Source organism: Pandoraea vervacti (genome assembly GCF_000934605.2).
Lineage (GTDB): Bacteria > Pseudomonadota > Gammaproteobacteria > Burkholderiales > Burkholderiaceae > Pandoraea > Pandoraea vervacti.
In genome coordinates, this window is sequence record NZ_CP010897.2 from 5,529,788 (window position 1) to 5,543,429 (window position 13,642).

Below are 13,642 nucleotides of genomic sequence, written 5' to 3' on the forward strand. Positions count from 1 at the left end.
GATATCCACCGGTTTCCTCGTCCTAACTTGGTTGTGCCATCGACGCCGTCGACTTCATCGTCATGCGCCTTCGCCGACGAGCGAACCGACCACGTCGACCAGTGCTTCGGGATCGACCGGCTTGATCAGCCAGCCGCTGGCGCCCGCTTCGCGGGCGGCCGTCTTGTAGGCGCCGTCGACTTCCGTCGTCAGCACCAGAATGGGCGTCTCGGCGAACGCGTCGAGCTCGCGCAGCGCGCGAATGAGCGACAGGCCGTCCATGCCGGGCATGTGCTGATCGGTCAGCACCAGATCGAATACGGCGTTCGACGCCAGCGCCAGCGCTTCCTGTCCGTCGCGGGCAGTCGTCACCGCGTAGCCGGCTTCGTCGAGCGTGGCCGCCAGAATCTGTCGCATCGACGCGGAATCGTCGACGGCGAGAATCGTGTTGCGATTGGCCTGCATGCGTCTCCTCTTGTCAGTTATCGCGCTGACGCGCCCGGCACCGTGGGGGCTGACGGCGGCGCCGGCGGTGCCGGCATGCCAGGCAGGGCCGGCAGCTCGCCGCTGACTGCGGCGCTCACGGCGTTACTGCCCGCGCCGCGTGCGTTCGCGGCGTCGATCGTCGGTTGATCGACTTCGTGCTTCACCGACTGTTCGGCGCGGCGATTGAGCACGATGATGCTGATGCGGCGGTTGATCGGGTTGTACGCGTCGTCGCGATCGAGCGGGACGGTCGATGCAAGTCCCACGACGCGCAGCACCTTCTCGCCGTCCAGACCACCGGCGATCAGCTCGCGACGCGAGGCGTTCGCCCGATCGGCCGACAGTTCCCAGTTGCTGTAACTCTTGTCGCCCTGCGCGTACGCCGTGGCGTCGGTGTGCCCCGACAGGCTGATGCTGTTCGGCACGCCATTGAGCGATTTGCCGATCTCGCGCAGGATGTCGCGCATGTACGGCTGCACCTGCGCACTCGCGTTGGCGAACATCGGCCGGTTCTGGTCGTCGACGATCTGGATGCGCAGACCTTCGGTCGTCACATCGATGAGCAGTTGCTTGCGGAACTGCCTGAGCGTGGGATTACTTTCGATCGCTTTCTCGATGCGCGCTTTGAGTTCGCGCAAACGTTGTGCATCGGCACGCTCGGCCATCTCGGCCGTGGTGGCCTGCCGTGAGCGCACCTGATCGCCTCGCGACTTCTGCCCGTCGGTACGTGTGGTGTCGGCGCCGCCGCCCGGAATCACGCCGGCGTTGTCGGCGGCGTTACGTCCGCCCGTGAGCGCGACTTTGAGCGGCGTGCGGAAGTACTCTGCAATGCCGGTCAGTTCCTTGCTGCTCACCGAGCTGAGCAACCACATCAGCAGGAAGAACGCCATCATGGCCGTCATGAAGTCGGCGTAGGCAATTTTCCACGCACCGCCGTGATGGCCGTGTCCGCCGGCTTTGCGGCGCTTGACGATAATGGGCCGCTCTTCTTTCTCGCTCATTGCACTTGCCCGTCAACGTGACTTGACCTGCCGCACGTGCTCTTCGAGCTCCGCGAACGACGGACGGACGGTGGAATACAGCACCTTGCGGCCGAATTCGACCGAGAGGGCCGGCGCATAACCGTTCAGGCTGGCAAGCAGCGTGACCTTGATGCACTCGTAGAGCTTGACCGACTCGTTGATGCGGTGCTCGATGAGTTGCGCGAGCGGCGAGATGAAACCGTACGCGAGCAGAATGCCAAGGAAGGTGCCGACAAGCGCCTGGGCGATCAGTGCACCGAGCACGGCCGGCGGCTGATCGGCGGAGGCCATCGTGTGCACCACGCCCATCACGGCCGCCACGATACCGAACGCGGGCATGGCGTCGCCGGTCTTTTGCAGGCAATGCGCGGGGACTTCGCCCTCATGGCGATACGTTTCGATTTCGTGATCCATCAGGTTCTCGATCTCGAAGGCGTTCATGTTGCCGCTGACCATCAGTCGCAGATAGTCGGTGAGAAACTCCATGATGCGCGGCTCGCCGAGAATGCGCGGATATTGCGAGAACACCGGGCTGGAGGCCGGATCTTCCACGTCGCCTTCGATGGCGAGCATGCCGTCCTTGCGCGCTTTGGCGAGCAGCACATACAGGAGCGCCATGAGCTCCATGTACAGCTCTTTGGTGTATTTCGAGCCCTTGAACAGCATCGGCAGCGCTTTCATCGTCGCCTTGATCGCCTTGCTGTTGTTGCCCACCACGAACGAGCCGACGCCCGCGCCACCGATGATCAGCAGCTCGGTCGGCTGAAACAGCGCGCCCAAGTGGCCCCCGCCAATGACGAAGCCGCCAAAGACCGATGCCAGAACGATGATGTAACCAATGACGACAAGCACTGCCGGATACCTCTCGCAAAAATACGTCTACGGAAAATTGTCCTTCCTGTTCAGAGGGCTTAACGGCAGACACGCAGGGAAACTGTAGGGGAGGGATAACCTCGATTCGTCTCAACTCGACTCGGCAGGAAGGCCCGCTCAGGCGGCCAACGGGGATACGTCCTTGCCCGGCGCAACCGGCGTCATGGCGGGCGCCACGGCCGGCGCCAGATCGGCAGCGTGCGCGTGTTTGGCCTTGCGGGTCTTGCCCGCGCGCGACGGCGGCTGGCACAGACCACAAACGTACTGGCCATGCGGCTCGTGCGCGTGCGTGACGAAGTGACCGCCGCAGCGCGTGCACGGCGTCATCTGCAACATCTTGCTGTCGAAAAAGCGAACGAGCGTCCATGCCCGCGTGAAGCCGAGTACGGCTTCCCATCCATGCAATTCCACGTGCTCCAGGTAAAGGCGATATGCCTTCACGATGGCTTCGATGCCCTGGCAGCCGCCGTACTGAACGAGGTGACGGTAAATGTTGTGGAAAAGCGACGAATGAATGTTGGGCAACCACGTCACGAACCAATCGGTCGAGAACGGGAGCATGCCCTTGGGCGGCGAGGCGCCCTTGAGCTCTTTGTAGAGCTTGATAAGCCGGTCGCGGCTCAGGCTCGTTTCCGCTTCCAGCAACTGGAGGCGGGCGCCGAGTTCGATCAACTCGATGGCCAGTTGAATTTCGCGGGCTTCGAGGACGACGCTTTTGGTACGCATATACAGGCTTCCTGGCAAGTCACGTCAAGCGCCGCCCCGCAAGCACCGCGGGAGAGCGCGAGACGTGCGTCGCGTATGTCGTACGTTCAGCCGATCTGCTCGACGGGCTGACCCGCGAGAAGAATCGAAGCGTGTGATTGCTGCATACCCACGTCTTTCGCACCGTGCGTGAGGCTGGAGAGAATCACGTGGTCGTCGAATCGAAATCGGCACAGAAGCTGATTCGACCCCGCGAATTTGACGAGTTGAGCCAGTGTGAGGCTGCCGAGCACGTCGGCGAGCTGATCGCTGATGCCCAGGCGGAACATTGCCGCCGCGCGATCCTCACGGATCAGGCGCTGAGCCAGGACTAGGTAGGAGAGATTCAACTCTCGAATCTCATTCAGTGTTTCGCTGTTTCGCATGCGGCCCCCCGGCGCAATGGATGAATCTGGCGGTACTACTGTCTATTCCCTCGCATTGTGGACAAGGGCGAAAGATAAAGAAATCGGAGAAAAACTACAGAGAGGGGCAAGAAAAGCGGAAGTTTTTTGTAGGAATTTTTCCTACATGAGCGGCGCGCAGGGACCCTGCGACGCGCTCGGGGGGAACGTTCGATGACAGAAGCGCCGGGCTTCATGAAACCGTCACGAAGCTACGCTCTACTACTTGACTGTATTTCGGCGGGCTTTCGCCGAACTTTAGCCATCCTTGCAAAAAATTTCAGGGGGCTTTTGCAAGGGATCGCTGGATCGTACTTTGCCTATTACGCGGGCACTGGAACAGCGCAATTACAAAGTGTTACAGATGTTAGTGCCGCGCGCCGAATTCCTGGTTTGGAAGGTTCTTTCCGATGCAGGTTCCCCGGCATTCGGGAAGACGCGAAGCGCCCCATCTTACAAATGCTTCTTCGGCGCTGTCTCGATATCCTCGTTACGACGCTCGATATTGAACAGACGCCCGGGAATCCCCGGCGTTCCTTGCCCTCGCTTTCATGCAGCGTTGAACGGAAGCCCCGATCTGGCAGATGGCGCGCCGGCGCTGGCGTTCATGAAGGGGGAGAAGCAACGAGGCAGGAGTCACGCCGGCCCGGGCGTCGGCGGCGACGCCGCACGCGCCCGACGGATAAGCACGGTGTGAAAACACCACGAGAGTACACCGCAGACCGCCATGACTGCCGCCATCGGTACCGCCGAGCGCGCATGGAGCAGGCCCACCGCGGCGCCAGCGCTCGCCGCCGAAAGAAATTGCAGCGCCCCCAACAAGGCCGAGGCCGCGCCCGCACGCTGATGCTGACGGTTGAGCGCCTCCGCAATGGCGTTCGGCTGCGAAAAACCGAGACTGGTCACGTAAGCGAACAGCGGCACCATCAGTCCGATCAGGCCGCCGAGCTTGAGCGCTGCGACTGCCAGCATCACGAGACCCAGAATCGCGACCAGATTGTTGGTACGACGCAACACGTCTGCGGGGCGACGTTTGCGCAGCAGGTACGCATTGATCTGGGATCCGCCGATGATGCCGCAAGCGTTCAGGCCGAACAGCCATCCATAGTTGGCCGGATCGACGCCATACAGATTGATGAAGACGAAAGGCGAGCCGGTGATGTACGCGAACATGCCCGCCTGTGAAACGCCGCCGGCCAACGCATTGCCCATGAATTCGCGATCGCTCAGCAATGCGCCGTAGTTATGCCAGGCCGTGGCGAGCCAGTTACGCGCCTGCTTCGCGGCCTGACGCGTCTCCGGCAACCAGACGACGGACATCGCGAAACACGTCGCGCCGAAGACGGTGAGGCCCCAGAAGATCGAGCGCCACCCCACGAAGTTGAGCACCTGAGCGCCGATCAGCGGCGCCAGAATGGGGGCCGCCCCCATGATGAGCGTCATGCGCGAGAGCACGCGCGCTACCGTGGCCGTATCGAACAGGTCGCGCGCCATGGCCCGGGCGATCACGAAACAGGCGCATCCGCCAACCGCCTGAATGAAGCGGGAGGCGATCAGGGTTTCGATGTTGGGGGCGAGTGCGCAACCGGCCGATGCAAGCGTGTAGAGCGCGAGACCGGCATAGAGCGGGCGCTTGCGGCCATAGCGGTCGGCCAGCGGTCCGTGAAGCAGTTGGCCCAGCCCCAGCCCGATGAAGAACGACGCGAGGGAGAATTGCACCGCCGCATCGGTCGTATCGAGCTCGCGCGCGATGCTCGGCAACGCGGGCAAATACATGTCGATCGACAGCGAGCCGATGGCCGACAGGATGCCTAGAACGAAAACGGTGCGAAACGTGCGCGAGGTTCCTGCGGTTCGGGCAGATTGGACAGTTTGGGCGGGCATTGAGCGGGGCCTAGGGTAATCCCGAATGATACGGCATTCGCTTGGGTTCTGCTCAAATAGTGTGCAGGAGAGTCGTCTTCGCCGCCCTCCCGCACACCCCCGCTTCGCATTTGCGCGACGTCGTTGCCGTCCGCTCAGGCGGTCTTTTCTTCCTGCAGCCCCAGCGACTCGACCATTTGTTCGCGCATGATGAACTTCTGCACCTTGCCCGTCACGGTCATCGGCATCTCGTCCACGAACCGGATGTAGCGCGGAATCTTGTAATGCGCGATCTGGTCCTTGCAGAACGCGCGGATATCGTCCTCCGTGGCCTGCTGCCCGGGCTTGAGGATGATCCAGGCGCAGACTTCCTCGCCGTACTTCGCGTCCGGCACACCGAATACCTGCACGGCCTGCACTTTCGGATGACGGAACAGGAACTCCTCGATCTCACGCGGATAGATGTTTTCGCCGCCGCGAATGAGCATGTCCTTCACCCGACCGACGATGTTGCAGTACCCCTGCTCGTCGATCGTCGCCAGATCGCCGGTGTGCATCCAGCCATCGCGGATCGCTTCGCGCGTGCGCGGCTCGTCGTCCCAATAGCCCTGCATCACCGAGTAGCCCTTCGTGCAAAGTTCGCCCTTCTCGCCCACCGGCACGATCTCGCCCGCAGCATCGACGAGTTTGACTTCGAGGTGTGGCTGCACGCGCCCGACCGTGGTCACACGCTTTTCGAGCGGATCGGTCGTCGTCGTCTGGAACGACACCGGGCTCGTCTCCGTCATGCCGTAAGCGATGGTCACTTCGCTCATGTGCATCTGGTCGATCACGCGCTTCATTGTCTCGATGGGGCACGGCGAGCCGGCCATGATGCCTGTGCGCAGCGTGTCGAAATGATAGTTGCCGAACTCCGGATGATCGAGCTGTGCGATGAACATCGTCGGCACGCCATGCAACGCCGTGCAGCTTTCCTCGGAGACGGCCGCCATGGTGGCCTTCGGATCGAACGCTTCGCCGGGGAACACCATCGTGGCGCCGGTCGATACGCACGCGAGCACGGCCAGCACCATGCCGAAACAGTGATAGAACGGCACCGGAATGCACAAGCTGTCATGCTCGGAAAAGCGCATCGCCATGGCGATGAACCGACCGTTATTGACGATATTGTGGTGCGTGAGCGTCGCGCCTTTCGGGTTGCCGGTCGTGCCGCTCGTGAATTGAATGTTGATGGGATCGAAGCAATCGAGTCCATCGGAGATGCGGCGCAGTTCGTCAAGGTTGGCGTCCGCGCCAAGCGTCACGATGTCGCTGAAATTCATCATGCCGGGCGTCGTATGCTCGCCCATGCGAATGATGGTGCGCAGCGTCGGGAATTTCTCCGACTGAAGTTGCCCGGGCGCGCACGTTGCCAGTTCCGGGGCCAACACGTTGAGCATGTCGAGGTAGCGCGACGTCTTGAACGACTCCGCCGCCACCAGCGCCTTGCAGCCGACCTTGTTGAGCGCGTACTCAAGCTCCGCCATGCGGTAGGCGGGATTGATATTCACGAGAATCAATCCGACGCGTGCGGTTGCGAATTGCGTCACCAGCCACTCGACGCGGTTCGGCGACCAGATCCCGACGCGGTCCCCCTTCTTCAGACCGAGGGAAATCAAGCCAGCGGCAAAGGTGTCCACGTGCGCGATGAACTCGCGCCACGTCCAGTCCACGCCCTGCTCGCGAAATACGACGGCCTGCCGCTCCGGAAACTTCGCCGCCGTCTCGGCGAGCAACCCGAATACCGTCAACGTCGAAAGCGGTACGTTGGTATCACCCTTCACATACGACAGTCCATTACGAGGTACAACGCCCGCACCTTCCCGACTTTCCATGCTTTTGTCTCCTGAAGCACTGCTGAAGTGGTGACTGCTGCTGCATGACGACGGCGGCGGTGGCGACGACCGCGATGGCAACGACGGCGATTTCCTGTCGGTCGCTAACGTGCCATATCGACCGCGAATCTCTGTTCATAACAATAGCGCGTCATGCTGACTTGACGTTTACGTTAACGTAATTTGAGTGACGTTTGGAGTGGGGATGGCCCTGAGTCGGGCATGTGTCGGCCATCGCATCGACACTGGTGGCGACAGGATTCTGACCGGGAAAACAAAAGCCCCACGCACTTGCATGCATGGGGCCTTCGCTGTCTCTGCACTACGACGAACGTCCGAAACGTTCATCTCGGCGAATCGTCCGACAGCGTGCGGCGCGAGGCCGTCACACGCCGTTAGCGACGACTTTACCGCGTCTTGCGCAGTTTCTGAATCGCAGCGATCTGTGCAATCGCTTCGGCCAGTTCGGCCTGAGCAGTTGCGTATTCGATGTTCGATTCTTTGTTCGACAATGCTTCTTCTGCACGACGCTTGGCTTCAATGGCCTTCGCTTCGTCCAGATCCTTGCCGCGGATGGCGGTGTCGGCGAGCACGGTCACCGTGCCCGGTTGCACTTCGAGAATGCCGCCTGCCACGAAGACGAAGTCCTCGTTGCCTGCCTCGTCCTCGATGCGGACCGCACCCGGCTTGATACGCGTGATCAGCGGCGTGTGGCCGGGCAAAATACCCAGCTCGCCGGCTTCGCCGGGCAGCGCCACAAAGCGCGCCTTACCCGAGAAGATTTCCTCTTCCGCGCTGACGACGTCTACGTGAATGGTTGCCATAATCGCTCCCGTTGAGTGTGATGAAGCGGCAGGCGCGCCGGTCCGGACATTGCTGTCCTCGCTTCGCTACCCCGCCCCGCAACAGTCACCTGCCGGGATACGGTGGCGTCTCTCGCGAGACCCCGCCGTCGCCCGGCACTCAACCGTTTACTGCATCTTCTTGGCTTTTTCGAACGCTTCGTCGATCGTGCCAACCATGTAGAACGCCTGCTCCGGCAGGTGGTCGCACTCACCGTCGACGATCATCTTGAAGCCGCGGATCGTTTCCTTGAGCGGAACGTACTTGCCCGGCGAGCCCGTGAACACTTCTGCCACGTGGAACGGCTGCGACAGGAAACGCTGAATCTTACGCGCGCGGGCCACGGCCAGCTTGTCGTCCGGCGACAGTTCGTCCATGCCCAGAATGGCGATGATGTCGCGCAGTTCCTTGTAACGCTGCAGCGTCGATTGCACGCGACGGGTCACCGTGTAGTGCTCTTCGCCAATCACGTTCGGGTCGATCTGACGCGAGGTCGAGTCGAGCGGGTCGACTGCCGGGTAGATACCCAGCGAGGCGATGTCACGCGACAGAACGACGGTGGCGTCCAAGTGACCGAAGGTGGTGGCCGGCGACGGGTCGGTCAAGTCATCGGCAGGCACGTACACGGCTTGCACCGACGTGATCGAGCCGGTCTTGGTCGACGTAATACGCTCTTGCAGCTTACCCATTTCTTCAGCCAGCGTCGGCTGATAGCCCACGGCCGACGGCATACGGCCGAGCAGTGCCGACACTTCGGTGCCGGCCAGCGTGAAACGGTAGATGTTGTCCACGAAGAACAGCACGTCGCGACCTTCGTCACGGAAGTGCTCTGCCATCGTCAGACCGGTCAGCGCGACGCGCAGACGGTTGCCCGGCGGCTCGTTCATCTGGCCATACACCAGAGCAACCTTGTCCAGAACGTTCGAGTCCTTCATTTCGTGGTAGAAGTCGTTCCCTTCACGGGTACGCTCGCCCACGCCGGCAAACACCGAATAACCGCCGTGTTCCTTGGCGATGTTATTGATGAGTTCCATCATGTTCACGGTCTTGCCCACGCCGGCGCCACCGAACAGACCCACCTTGCCGCCCTTGGCGAACGGGCAGATCAGATCGATAACCTTGATACCGGTTTCGAGCAGTTCCGTCGACGGCGACAGCTCGTCGAATGCCGGCGCCTTCTGGTGGATCGAACGGGTGTGATCCTTGGCGATCGGGCCGGCTTCGTCGATCGGACGACCCAGCACGTCCATGATGCGGCCCAGCGTCGGCTTACCGACCGGCACCGTGATCGGCAGACCGGAGTTTTGCACCGTCATCCCGCGGCGCAGGCCTTCGGAGGAACCCAGACAGATGGTACGGACAACGCCGTCGCCCAGCTGCTGCTGGACTTCGAGGGTCAGTTCCGAACCTTCCATGGTGAGCGCGTCGTAGATCTTCGGCATGCTGTCGCGCGGGAATTCCACGTCGATAACGGCGCCGATGCACTGTACGATTTTGCCTTCAATCAAAGCAGTACTCATCGCTTTTCCTTTAGATACTCAAATTCATTTCGCCTTACGGCGCATCGGCCCGTGCCACCGCTTACACTGCGGCGGCGCCACCCACGATTTCGGACAGTTCCTTCGTAATCGCTGCTTGACGGCCCTTGTTGTAGACCATCTGCAATTCACCGATCACGGTCTTTGCATTATCCGAAGCGGCCTTCATGGCCACCATGCGGGCGGACTGTTCCGACGCCATGTTCTCTGCGACTGCCTGATACACGACAGCTTCGACATAACGCACCAGCAGGGCATCGACGACCGTCTTCGCATCCGGTTCGTAGATGTAGTCCCACGAATGCTGTGCCGGCACCGCGCTCGCGTCTTCCGATTCGCCTTCCAGCTTCTCGGGCAGCGGCAGCAGTTGCTCCACCACGGCTTCCTGCTTCATCGTGTTGACGAAGCGGTTGTAAGCCAGGTACACGGCATCGAGCTTGCCTTCGGCATACGCGTCGAGCTGCAACTTCACAGCGCCGATCAGCTTGTCGAGGTGCGGGGTGTCGCCCAGTTGCACAACGTGCGAAACCACCTTCGCGCCGATACGGTTCAGGAAGCCAAAGCCCTTGCCGCCAATCGCGGTGGCCTCGATCTTCAGGCCCTGAGCTTCGATTTCCTTGAGCTTGGTCACCACGGCACGCAGCACGTTGGTGTTCAAGCCGCCGCACAGGCCCTTGTCCGTCGTCACCACGATGATGCCGGCCGCCTTTGCGTCGGCATGCTTCACCATGAACGGGTGGTGGTATTCCGGATTCGCCTGGCCCATATGCGCGGCGATCTGGCGCACCTTGTCAGCGTACGGCCGGGCATGACGCATGCGTTCCTGCGCCTTGCGCATCTTCGACGCGGCCACCATTTCCATGGCCTTGGTGATCTTGCGCGTGTTTTGCACGCTCTTGATCTTGCCGCGAATTTCCTTCATTCCAGCCATTGCTTACTCCTTGTCTCGGCGCGACATTCGTTGCTGCCTGAATATCGCGCCTTCCCGGGTCCGTTGAATAGTTACCGATTCAACCGGATTAGTAAGCGCCGGTCTTCTTGAAGTCCTTGACCGCAGCGTGCAAGGCAGCTTCGTCGTCCTTCGAGAGATCTTTGGTCTCTTCGATACGGCCGATGAGTGCGCCGTGGCTGGTCTTCAGAACTTCGCGCAGACCCTTTTCGAACGGCAGCACCTGAGCGATTTCGAGATCGTCCAGATAGCCGTTGTTGGCGGCGAACAGCGAAACGGCCAGCTCCCACACTTGCAGCGGCGCGAATTGCGGCTGCTTGAGCAGTTCCGTCACGCGGCGACCGCGCTCGAGCTGCTTGCGGGTTGCTTCGTCCAGATCCGAGGCGAACTGCGCGAACGCAGCGAGCTCACGGTACTGTGCGAGGTCGGTACGAATACCGCCCGACAGCTTCTTGATGACCTTCGTCTGCGCTGCACCACCCACGCGCGACACCGAAATACCGGCGTTGATTGCGGGGCGGATACCTGCGTTGAACAGGTCGGTTTCCAGGAAGATCTGGCCGTCGGTAATCGAGATCACGTTCGTCGGAACGAATGCGGTCACGTCACCGGCTTGCGTTTCAATGATCGGCAGTGCCGTCAGCGAGCCGCTCTGGCCCTTGACAGCGCCGTTGGTGAACTTCTCGACGTACTCTTCCGAGACGCGTGCGGCACGCTCGAGCAGACGCGAGTGCAGATAGAACACGTCACCCGGGTAAGCTTCACGGCCCGGCGGGCGGCGCAGCAGCAGCGAGATCTGACGATAGGCCCAGGCTTGCTTGGTCAAGTCGTCGTAAATGATCAGCGCGTCTTCGCCACGATCGCGGAAGTATTCGCCCATCGTGCAACCGGAGTACGGTGCGATGAACTGCATGGCGGCCGAGTCCGAAGCGGTGGCGGTCACGATGATCGTGTATTCCATCGCGCCGTGCTCTTCGAGCTTGCGCACCACGTTCATGATCGACGAAGCCTTCTGGCCGATCGCGACGTAGACGCAGGTCACGCCCTTGCCCTTCTGCGAAATGATCGTGTCGATGGCCACAGCGGTCTTACCCGTCTGACGGTCACCAATGATGAGCTCACGCTGGCCGCGGCCGATCGGCACCATGGCGTCGATAGCCTTCGTACCGGTTTGCAGCGGTTGCGACACCGACTTACGCCAGATCACGCCCGGGGCGATCTTTTCGATGGCGTCGGTTTCCTTCGCGTTGATCGGACCCTTGCCGTCGATCGGCTGGCCCAGTGCATCAACGACACGGCCCTTCAGTTCCGGGCCGACCGGCACTTCCAGAATGCGGCCCGTGCACTTGACGGTATCGCCTTCCGAGATGTGCTCGTACTCGCCCAGAATCACGGCGCCGACGGAGTCGCGCTCGAGGTTCAGTGCCAGACCAAACGTGTTGCCCGGGAATTCGAGCATTTCGCCCTGCATCACGTCCGACAGACCGTGAATGCGGCAGATGCCGTCAGTCACCGAGATCACGGTGCCTTCGTTACGGACTTCGGCGCCGCTATCGAGACCTTGAATCCGGCTCTTGATCAGTTCGCTGATTTCAGAGGGATTGAGTTGCATATGTGCTCCTGATATTCAATTCTTGCCGTCGCAGGCGTTTCGCGCCGGCCTCAGGCCGTCAGCGACGTCCGCATAGCCGCCAGGCGGGCGCGCACCGAAGTGTCCAGCACCTCGTCGCCAACCACCACACGCACGCCGCCGATGAGCGACGGATCTACCGTCACGCTCGGGTTGAGCTTGCAGCCGAACTTGTGCTCGAGGCCCTTGACCAGCGAGGTCAATTGCTCGCCTTCGAGCGGGAAGGCGCTTTCGATCGTGGCGTCTGCCGAACCGGCAGCAGCGTTCTTCAACGCTTCGAACTGTTCGGCGATCTCCGGCATGGCAGCCAGACGGCCGTTCTCGACCACAGCGGCGACGAAGTTGCGCACTTCGGCGTCGGTCGATTTCACGGCAGCGGTCAGCACGTCGACGACTTGCGACGGGGCGACCTTCGGATCGTCGGCCAGATTGGCCACTTCGGGCAGCGCTGCCACTTGCGCCAGTTCGCGCACGAGCTGCGACCAGCGATTCAGATCGCCGGACTTGGCCACGCGAAACAACGCTTCGGCATACGGACGAGCGATGGTAGCGAGTTCGGCCATGATCAGAGCTCTGCCTTGAGTTGGTTCAGCAGGTCGGCGTGGGCCTTGGCGTCGATTTCACGCTTCAGGATCTGCTCGGCACCCTTCACTGCCAGACCAGCCACGTCTTCGCGCAGCGATTCACGGACCTTGACGGCCTGATTCTCGGCTTCTGCCTTGGCATTGGCGATGATACGAGCCGCTTCGGCTTGCGCCTGCGTCTTGATCTCTTCGGCCACGGCCAGTGCACGCTTCTCGGCGTCGGCAATACGCTTCGCGCCTTCGTCGCGGGCTTCCGCGAGGGCTTGCGTGGAGCGCTTGTTGGCGGCTTCGAGTTCGGCCTTGCCCTTATCGGCAGCAGCCAGACCGTCAGCGATTTTCTTCGCGCGTTCGTCGATAGCCTTGATCAGCGGCGGCCACACGAACTTCATCGTGAACCATGCCAGGATCAGAAACACGACGGTTTGCGCGAACAGAGTTGCGTTTATGTTCACGGTGTTTCCTTTCGGTGATGCGAGTCGATTGGCAAAACAGCGCGCCCCATTGTGCCAGCTGGCTTGGGCGCGCCGTTCATGTCCAGTGGGTCGCGCATGTCATTGCGCAACCGGCCGAAAGAAACTTAGGCGAGGCGCGACAGCAGCGGGTTCGCGAAGGCGAACAGCATGGCAACGCCCACACCGATCAGGAATGCAGCGTCGATCAGGCCGGCCAGCAGGAACATCTTCGTTTGCAGCGGGTTCATCAGCTCGGGCTGACGGGCGCACGCTTCGATGTACTTACCGCCCATCAGCGCGATACCCAGACAGGCGCCGATAGCACCCAGACCGATGATGATGCCGATAGCAATGGCGGTCAGACCCTGGATGTTGGCGATGAAAGCTTGCATGATTACTCC

14 protein-coding genes are annotated in these 13,642 nt (G+C 61.4%); all 14 read right to left on the minus strand.

What is annotated here, in order from left to right; genetic code table 11:
- Nucleotides 1-60: 60 nt before the first annotated feature.
- The 14 genes from UC34_RS24140 to atpE all read right to left on the minus strand — a co-directional run bounded on the left by UC34_RS24140 (nucleotide 61) and on the right by atpE (nucleotide 13,633).
- Nucleotides 61-444 carry a response regulator gene (locus UC34_RS24140; protein WP_044457482.1) on the minus strand — a complete coding sequence of 128 codons (384 nt, stop codon included), beginning with the start codon at nucleotides 442-444 and terminating at the stop codon, nucleotides 61-63.
- Nucleotides 445-461: 17 nt separating this feature from the next.
- Nucleotides 462-1,466 (minus strand): flagellar motor protein MotB, encoded by a 1,005-nt coding sequence (gene motB / locus UC34_RS24145; protein ID WP_044457483.1) that lies wholly within the window; start codon nucleotides 1,464-1,466, stop codon nucleotides 462-464.
- 12 nt (nucleotides 1,467-1,478) lie between these two features.
- The gene (motA, locus tag UC34_RS24150; RefSeq protein WP_044457484.1) at nucleotides 1,479-2,339 is read right to left on the minus strand and encodes a flagellar motor stator protein MotA; all 861 of its coding nucleotides are present in this window, start codon (nucleotides 2,337-2,339) and stop codon (nucleotides 1,479-1,481) included.
- A 138-nt stretch (nucleotides 2,340-2,477) separates the two neighbouring features.
- Complete coding sequence (gene flhC, locus UC34_RS24155; protein ID WP_044457485.1) at nucleotides 2,478-3,086, minus strand: flagellar transcriptional regulator FlhC; 609 nt, start codon at nucleotides 3,084-3,086, stop codon at nucleotides 2,478-2,480.
- 86 nt (nucleotides 3,087-3,172) lie between these two features.
- Nucleotides 3,173-3,490 carry a flagellar transcriptional regulator FlhD gene (gene flhD, locus UC34_RS24160; RefSeq protein WP_023598340.1) on the minus strand — a complete coding sequence of 106 codons (318 nt, stop codon included), beginning with the start codon at nucleotides 3,488-3,490 and terminating at the stop codon, nucleotides 3,173-3,175.
- Between the two features lie 654 nt (nucleotides 3,491-4,144).
- Nucleotides 4,145-5,392, minus strand: a complete 1,248-nt coding sequence (locus tag UC34_RS24165) for a Bcr/CflA family multidrug efflux MFS transporter (RefSeq protein WP_044457486.1) — start codon at nucleotides 5,390-5,392, stop codon at nucleotides 4,145-4,147.
- A gap of 134 nt (nucleotides 5,393-5,526) precedes the next feature.
- Nucleotides 5,527-7,245 carry an AMP-binding protein gene (locus UC34_RS24170; RefSeq protein WP_044457487.1) on the minus strand — a complete coding sequence of 573 codons (1,719 nt, stop codon included), beginning with the start codon at nucleotides 7,243-7,245 and terminating at the stop codon, nucleotides 5,527-5,529.
- Nucleotides 7,246-7,652: 407 nt separating this feature from the next.
- Nucleotides 7,653-8,069: a F0F1 ATP synthase subunit epsilon gene (locus UC34_RS24175; RefSeq protein ID WP_044457488.1), complete on the minus strand. Its 417-nt coding sequence runs from the start codon at nucleotides 8,067-8,069 to the stop codon at nucleotides 7,653-7,655.
- Nucleotides 8,070-8,216: 147 nt separating this feature from the next.
- Nucleotides 8,217-9,608, minus strand: coding sequence for a F0F1 ATP synthase subunit beta (gene atpD / locus UC34_RS24180; RefSeq protein WP_023598336.1), 1,392 nt, complete (start codon nucleotides 9,606-9,608; stop codon nucleotides 8,217-8,219).
- A 61-nt stretch (nucleotides 9,609-9,669) separates the two neighbouring features.
- Nucleotides 9,670-10,557, minus strand: coding sequence for a F0F1 ATP synthase subunit gamma (gene atpG / locus UC34_RS24185; RefSeq protein WP_044457489.1), 888 nt, complete (start codon nucleotides 10,555-10,557; stop codon nucleotides 9,670-9,672).
- A gap of 88 nt (nucleotides 10,558-10,645) precedes the next feature.
- On the minus strand, nucleotides 10,646-12,187 hold the full coding sequence (gene atpA / locus UC34_RS24190; RefSeq protein ID WP_044457490.1) for a F0F1 ATP synthase subunit alpha: 1,542 nt from the start codon (nucleotides 12,185-12,187) through the stop codon (nucleotides 10,646-10,648).
- A 50-nt stretch (nucleotides 12,188-12,237) separates the two neighbouring features.
- The gene (locus UC34_RS24195; RefSeq protein ID WP_044457491.1) at nucleotides 12,238-12,768 is read right to left on the minus strand and encodes a F0F1 ATP synthase subunit delta; all 531 of its coding nucleotides are present in this window, start codon (nucleotides 12,766-12,768) and stop codon (nucleotides 12,238-12,240) included.
- A gap of 2 nt (nucleotides 12,769-12,770) precedes the next feature.
- Nucleotides 12,771-13,241 (minus strand): F0F1 ATP synthase subunit B, encoded by a 471-nt coding sequence (locus UC34_RS24200; protein ID WP_044457492.1) that lies wholly within the window; start codon nucleotides 13,239-13,241, stop codon nucleotides 12,771-12,773.
- A 125-nt stretch (nucleotides 13,242-13,366) separates the two neighbouring features.
- Nucleotides 13,367-13,633 carry a F0F1 ATP synthase subunit C gene (gene atpE / locus UC34_RS24205; protein WP_044457493.1) on the minus strand — a complete coding sequence of 89 codons (267 nt, stop codon included), beginning with the start codon at nucleotides 13,631-13,633 and terminating at the stop codon, nucleotides 13,367-13,369.
- Between the last annotated feature and the right edge of the window lie 9 nt (nucleotides 13,634-13,642).

Excerpts from the sequence above, each read along its gene's own strand:
- UC34_RS24165 (WP_044457486.1), bottom strand. The coding sequence starts at position 5,392 with ATGCCCGCCCAAACTGTCCAATCTGCCCGAACCGCAGGAACCTCGCGC.
- UC34_RS24195 (WP_044457491.1), bottom strand. The coding sequence starts at position 12,768 with ATGGCCGAACTCGCTACCATCGCTCGTCCGTATGCCGAAGCGTTGTTT.
- flhD (WP_023598340.1), bottom strand. The coding sequence starts at position 3,490 with ATGCGAAACAGCGAAACACTGAATGAGATTCGAGAGTTGAATCTCTCC.
- UC34_RS24175 (WP_044457488.1), bottom strand. The coding sequence starts at position 8,069 with ATGGCAACCATTCACGTAGACGTCGTCAGCGCGGAAGAGGAAATCTTC.
- atpA (WP_044457490.1), bottom strand. The coding sequence starts at position 12,187 with ATGCAACTCAATCCCTCTGAAATCAGCGAACTGATCAAGAGCCGGATT.
- motB (WP_044457483.1), bottom strand. The coding sequence starts at position 1,466 with ATGAGCGAGAAAGAAGAGCGGCCCATTATCGTCAAGCGCCGCAAAGCC.
- atpE (WP_044457493.1), bottom strand. The coding sequence starts at position 13,633 with ATGCAAGCTTTCATCGCCAACATCCAGGGTCTGACCGCCATTGCTATC.
- flhC (WP_044457485.1), bottom strand. The coding sequence starts at position 3,086 with ATGCGTACCAAAAGCGTCGTCCTCGAAGCCCGCGAAATTCAACTGGCC.
- UC34_RS24170 (WP_044457487.1), bottom strand. The coding sequence starts at position 7,245 with ATGGAAAGTCGGGAAGGTGCGGGCGTTGTACCTCGTAATGGACTGTCG.
- atpD (WP_023598336.1), bottom strand. The coding sequence starts at position 9,608 with ATGAGTACTGCTTTGATTGAAGGCAAAATCGTACAGTGCATCGGCGCC.
- atpG (WP_044457489.1), bottom strand. The coding sequence starts at position 10,557 with ATGGCTGGAATGAAGGAAATTCGCGGCAAGATCAAGAGCGTGCAAAAC.
- UC34_RS24140 (WP_044457482.1), bottom strand. The coding sequence starts at position 444 with ATGCAGGCCAATCGCAACACGATTCTCGCCGTCGACGATTCCGCGTCG.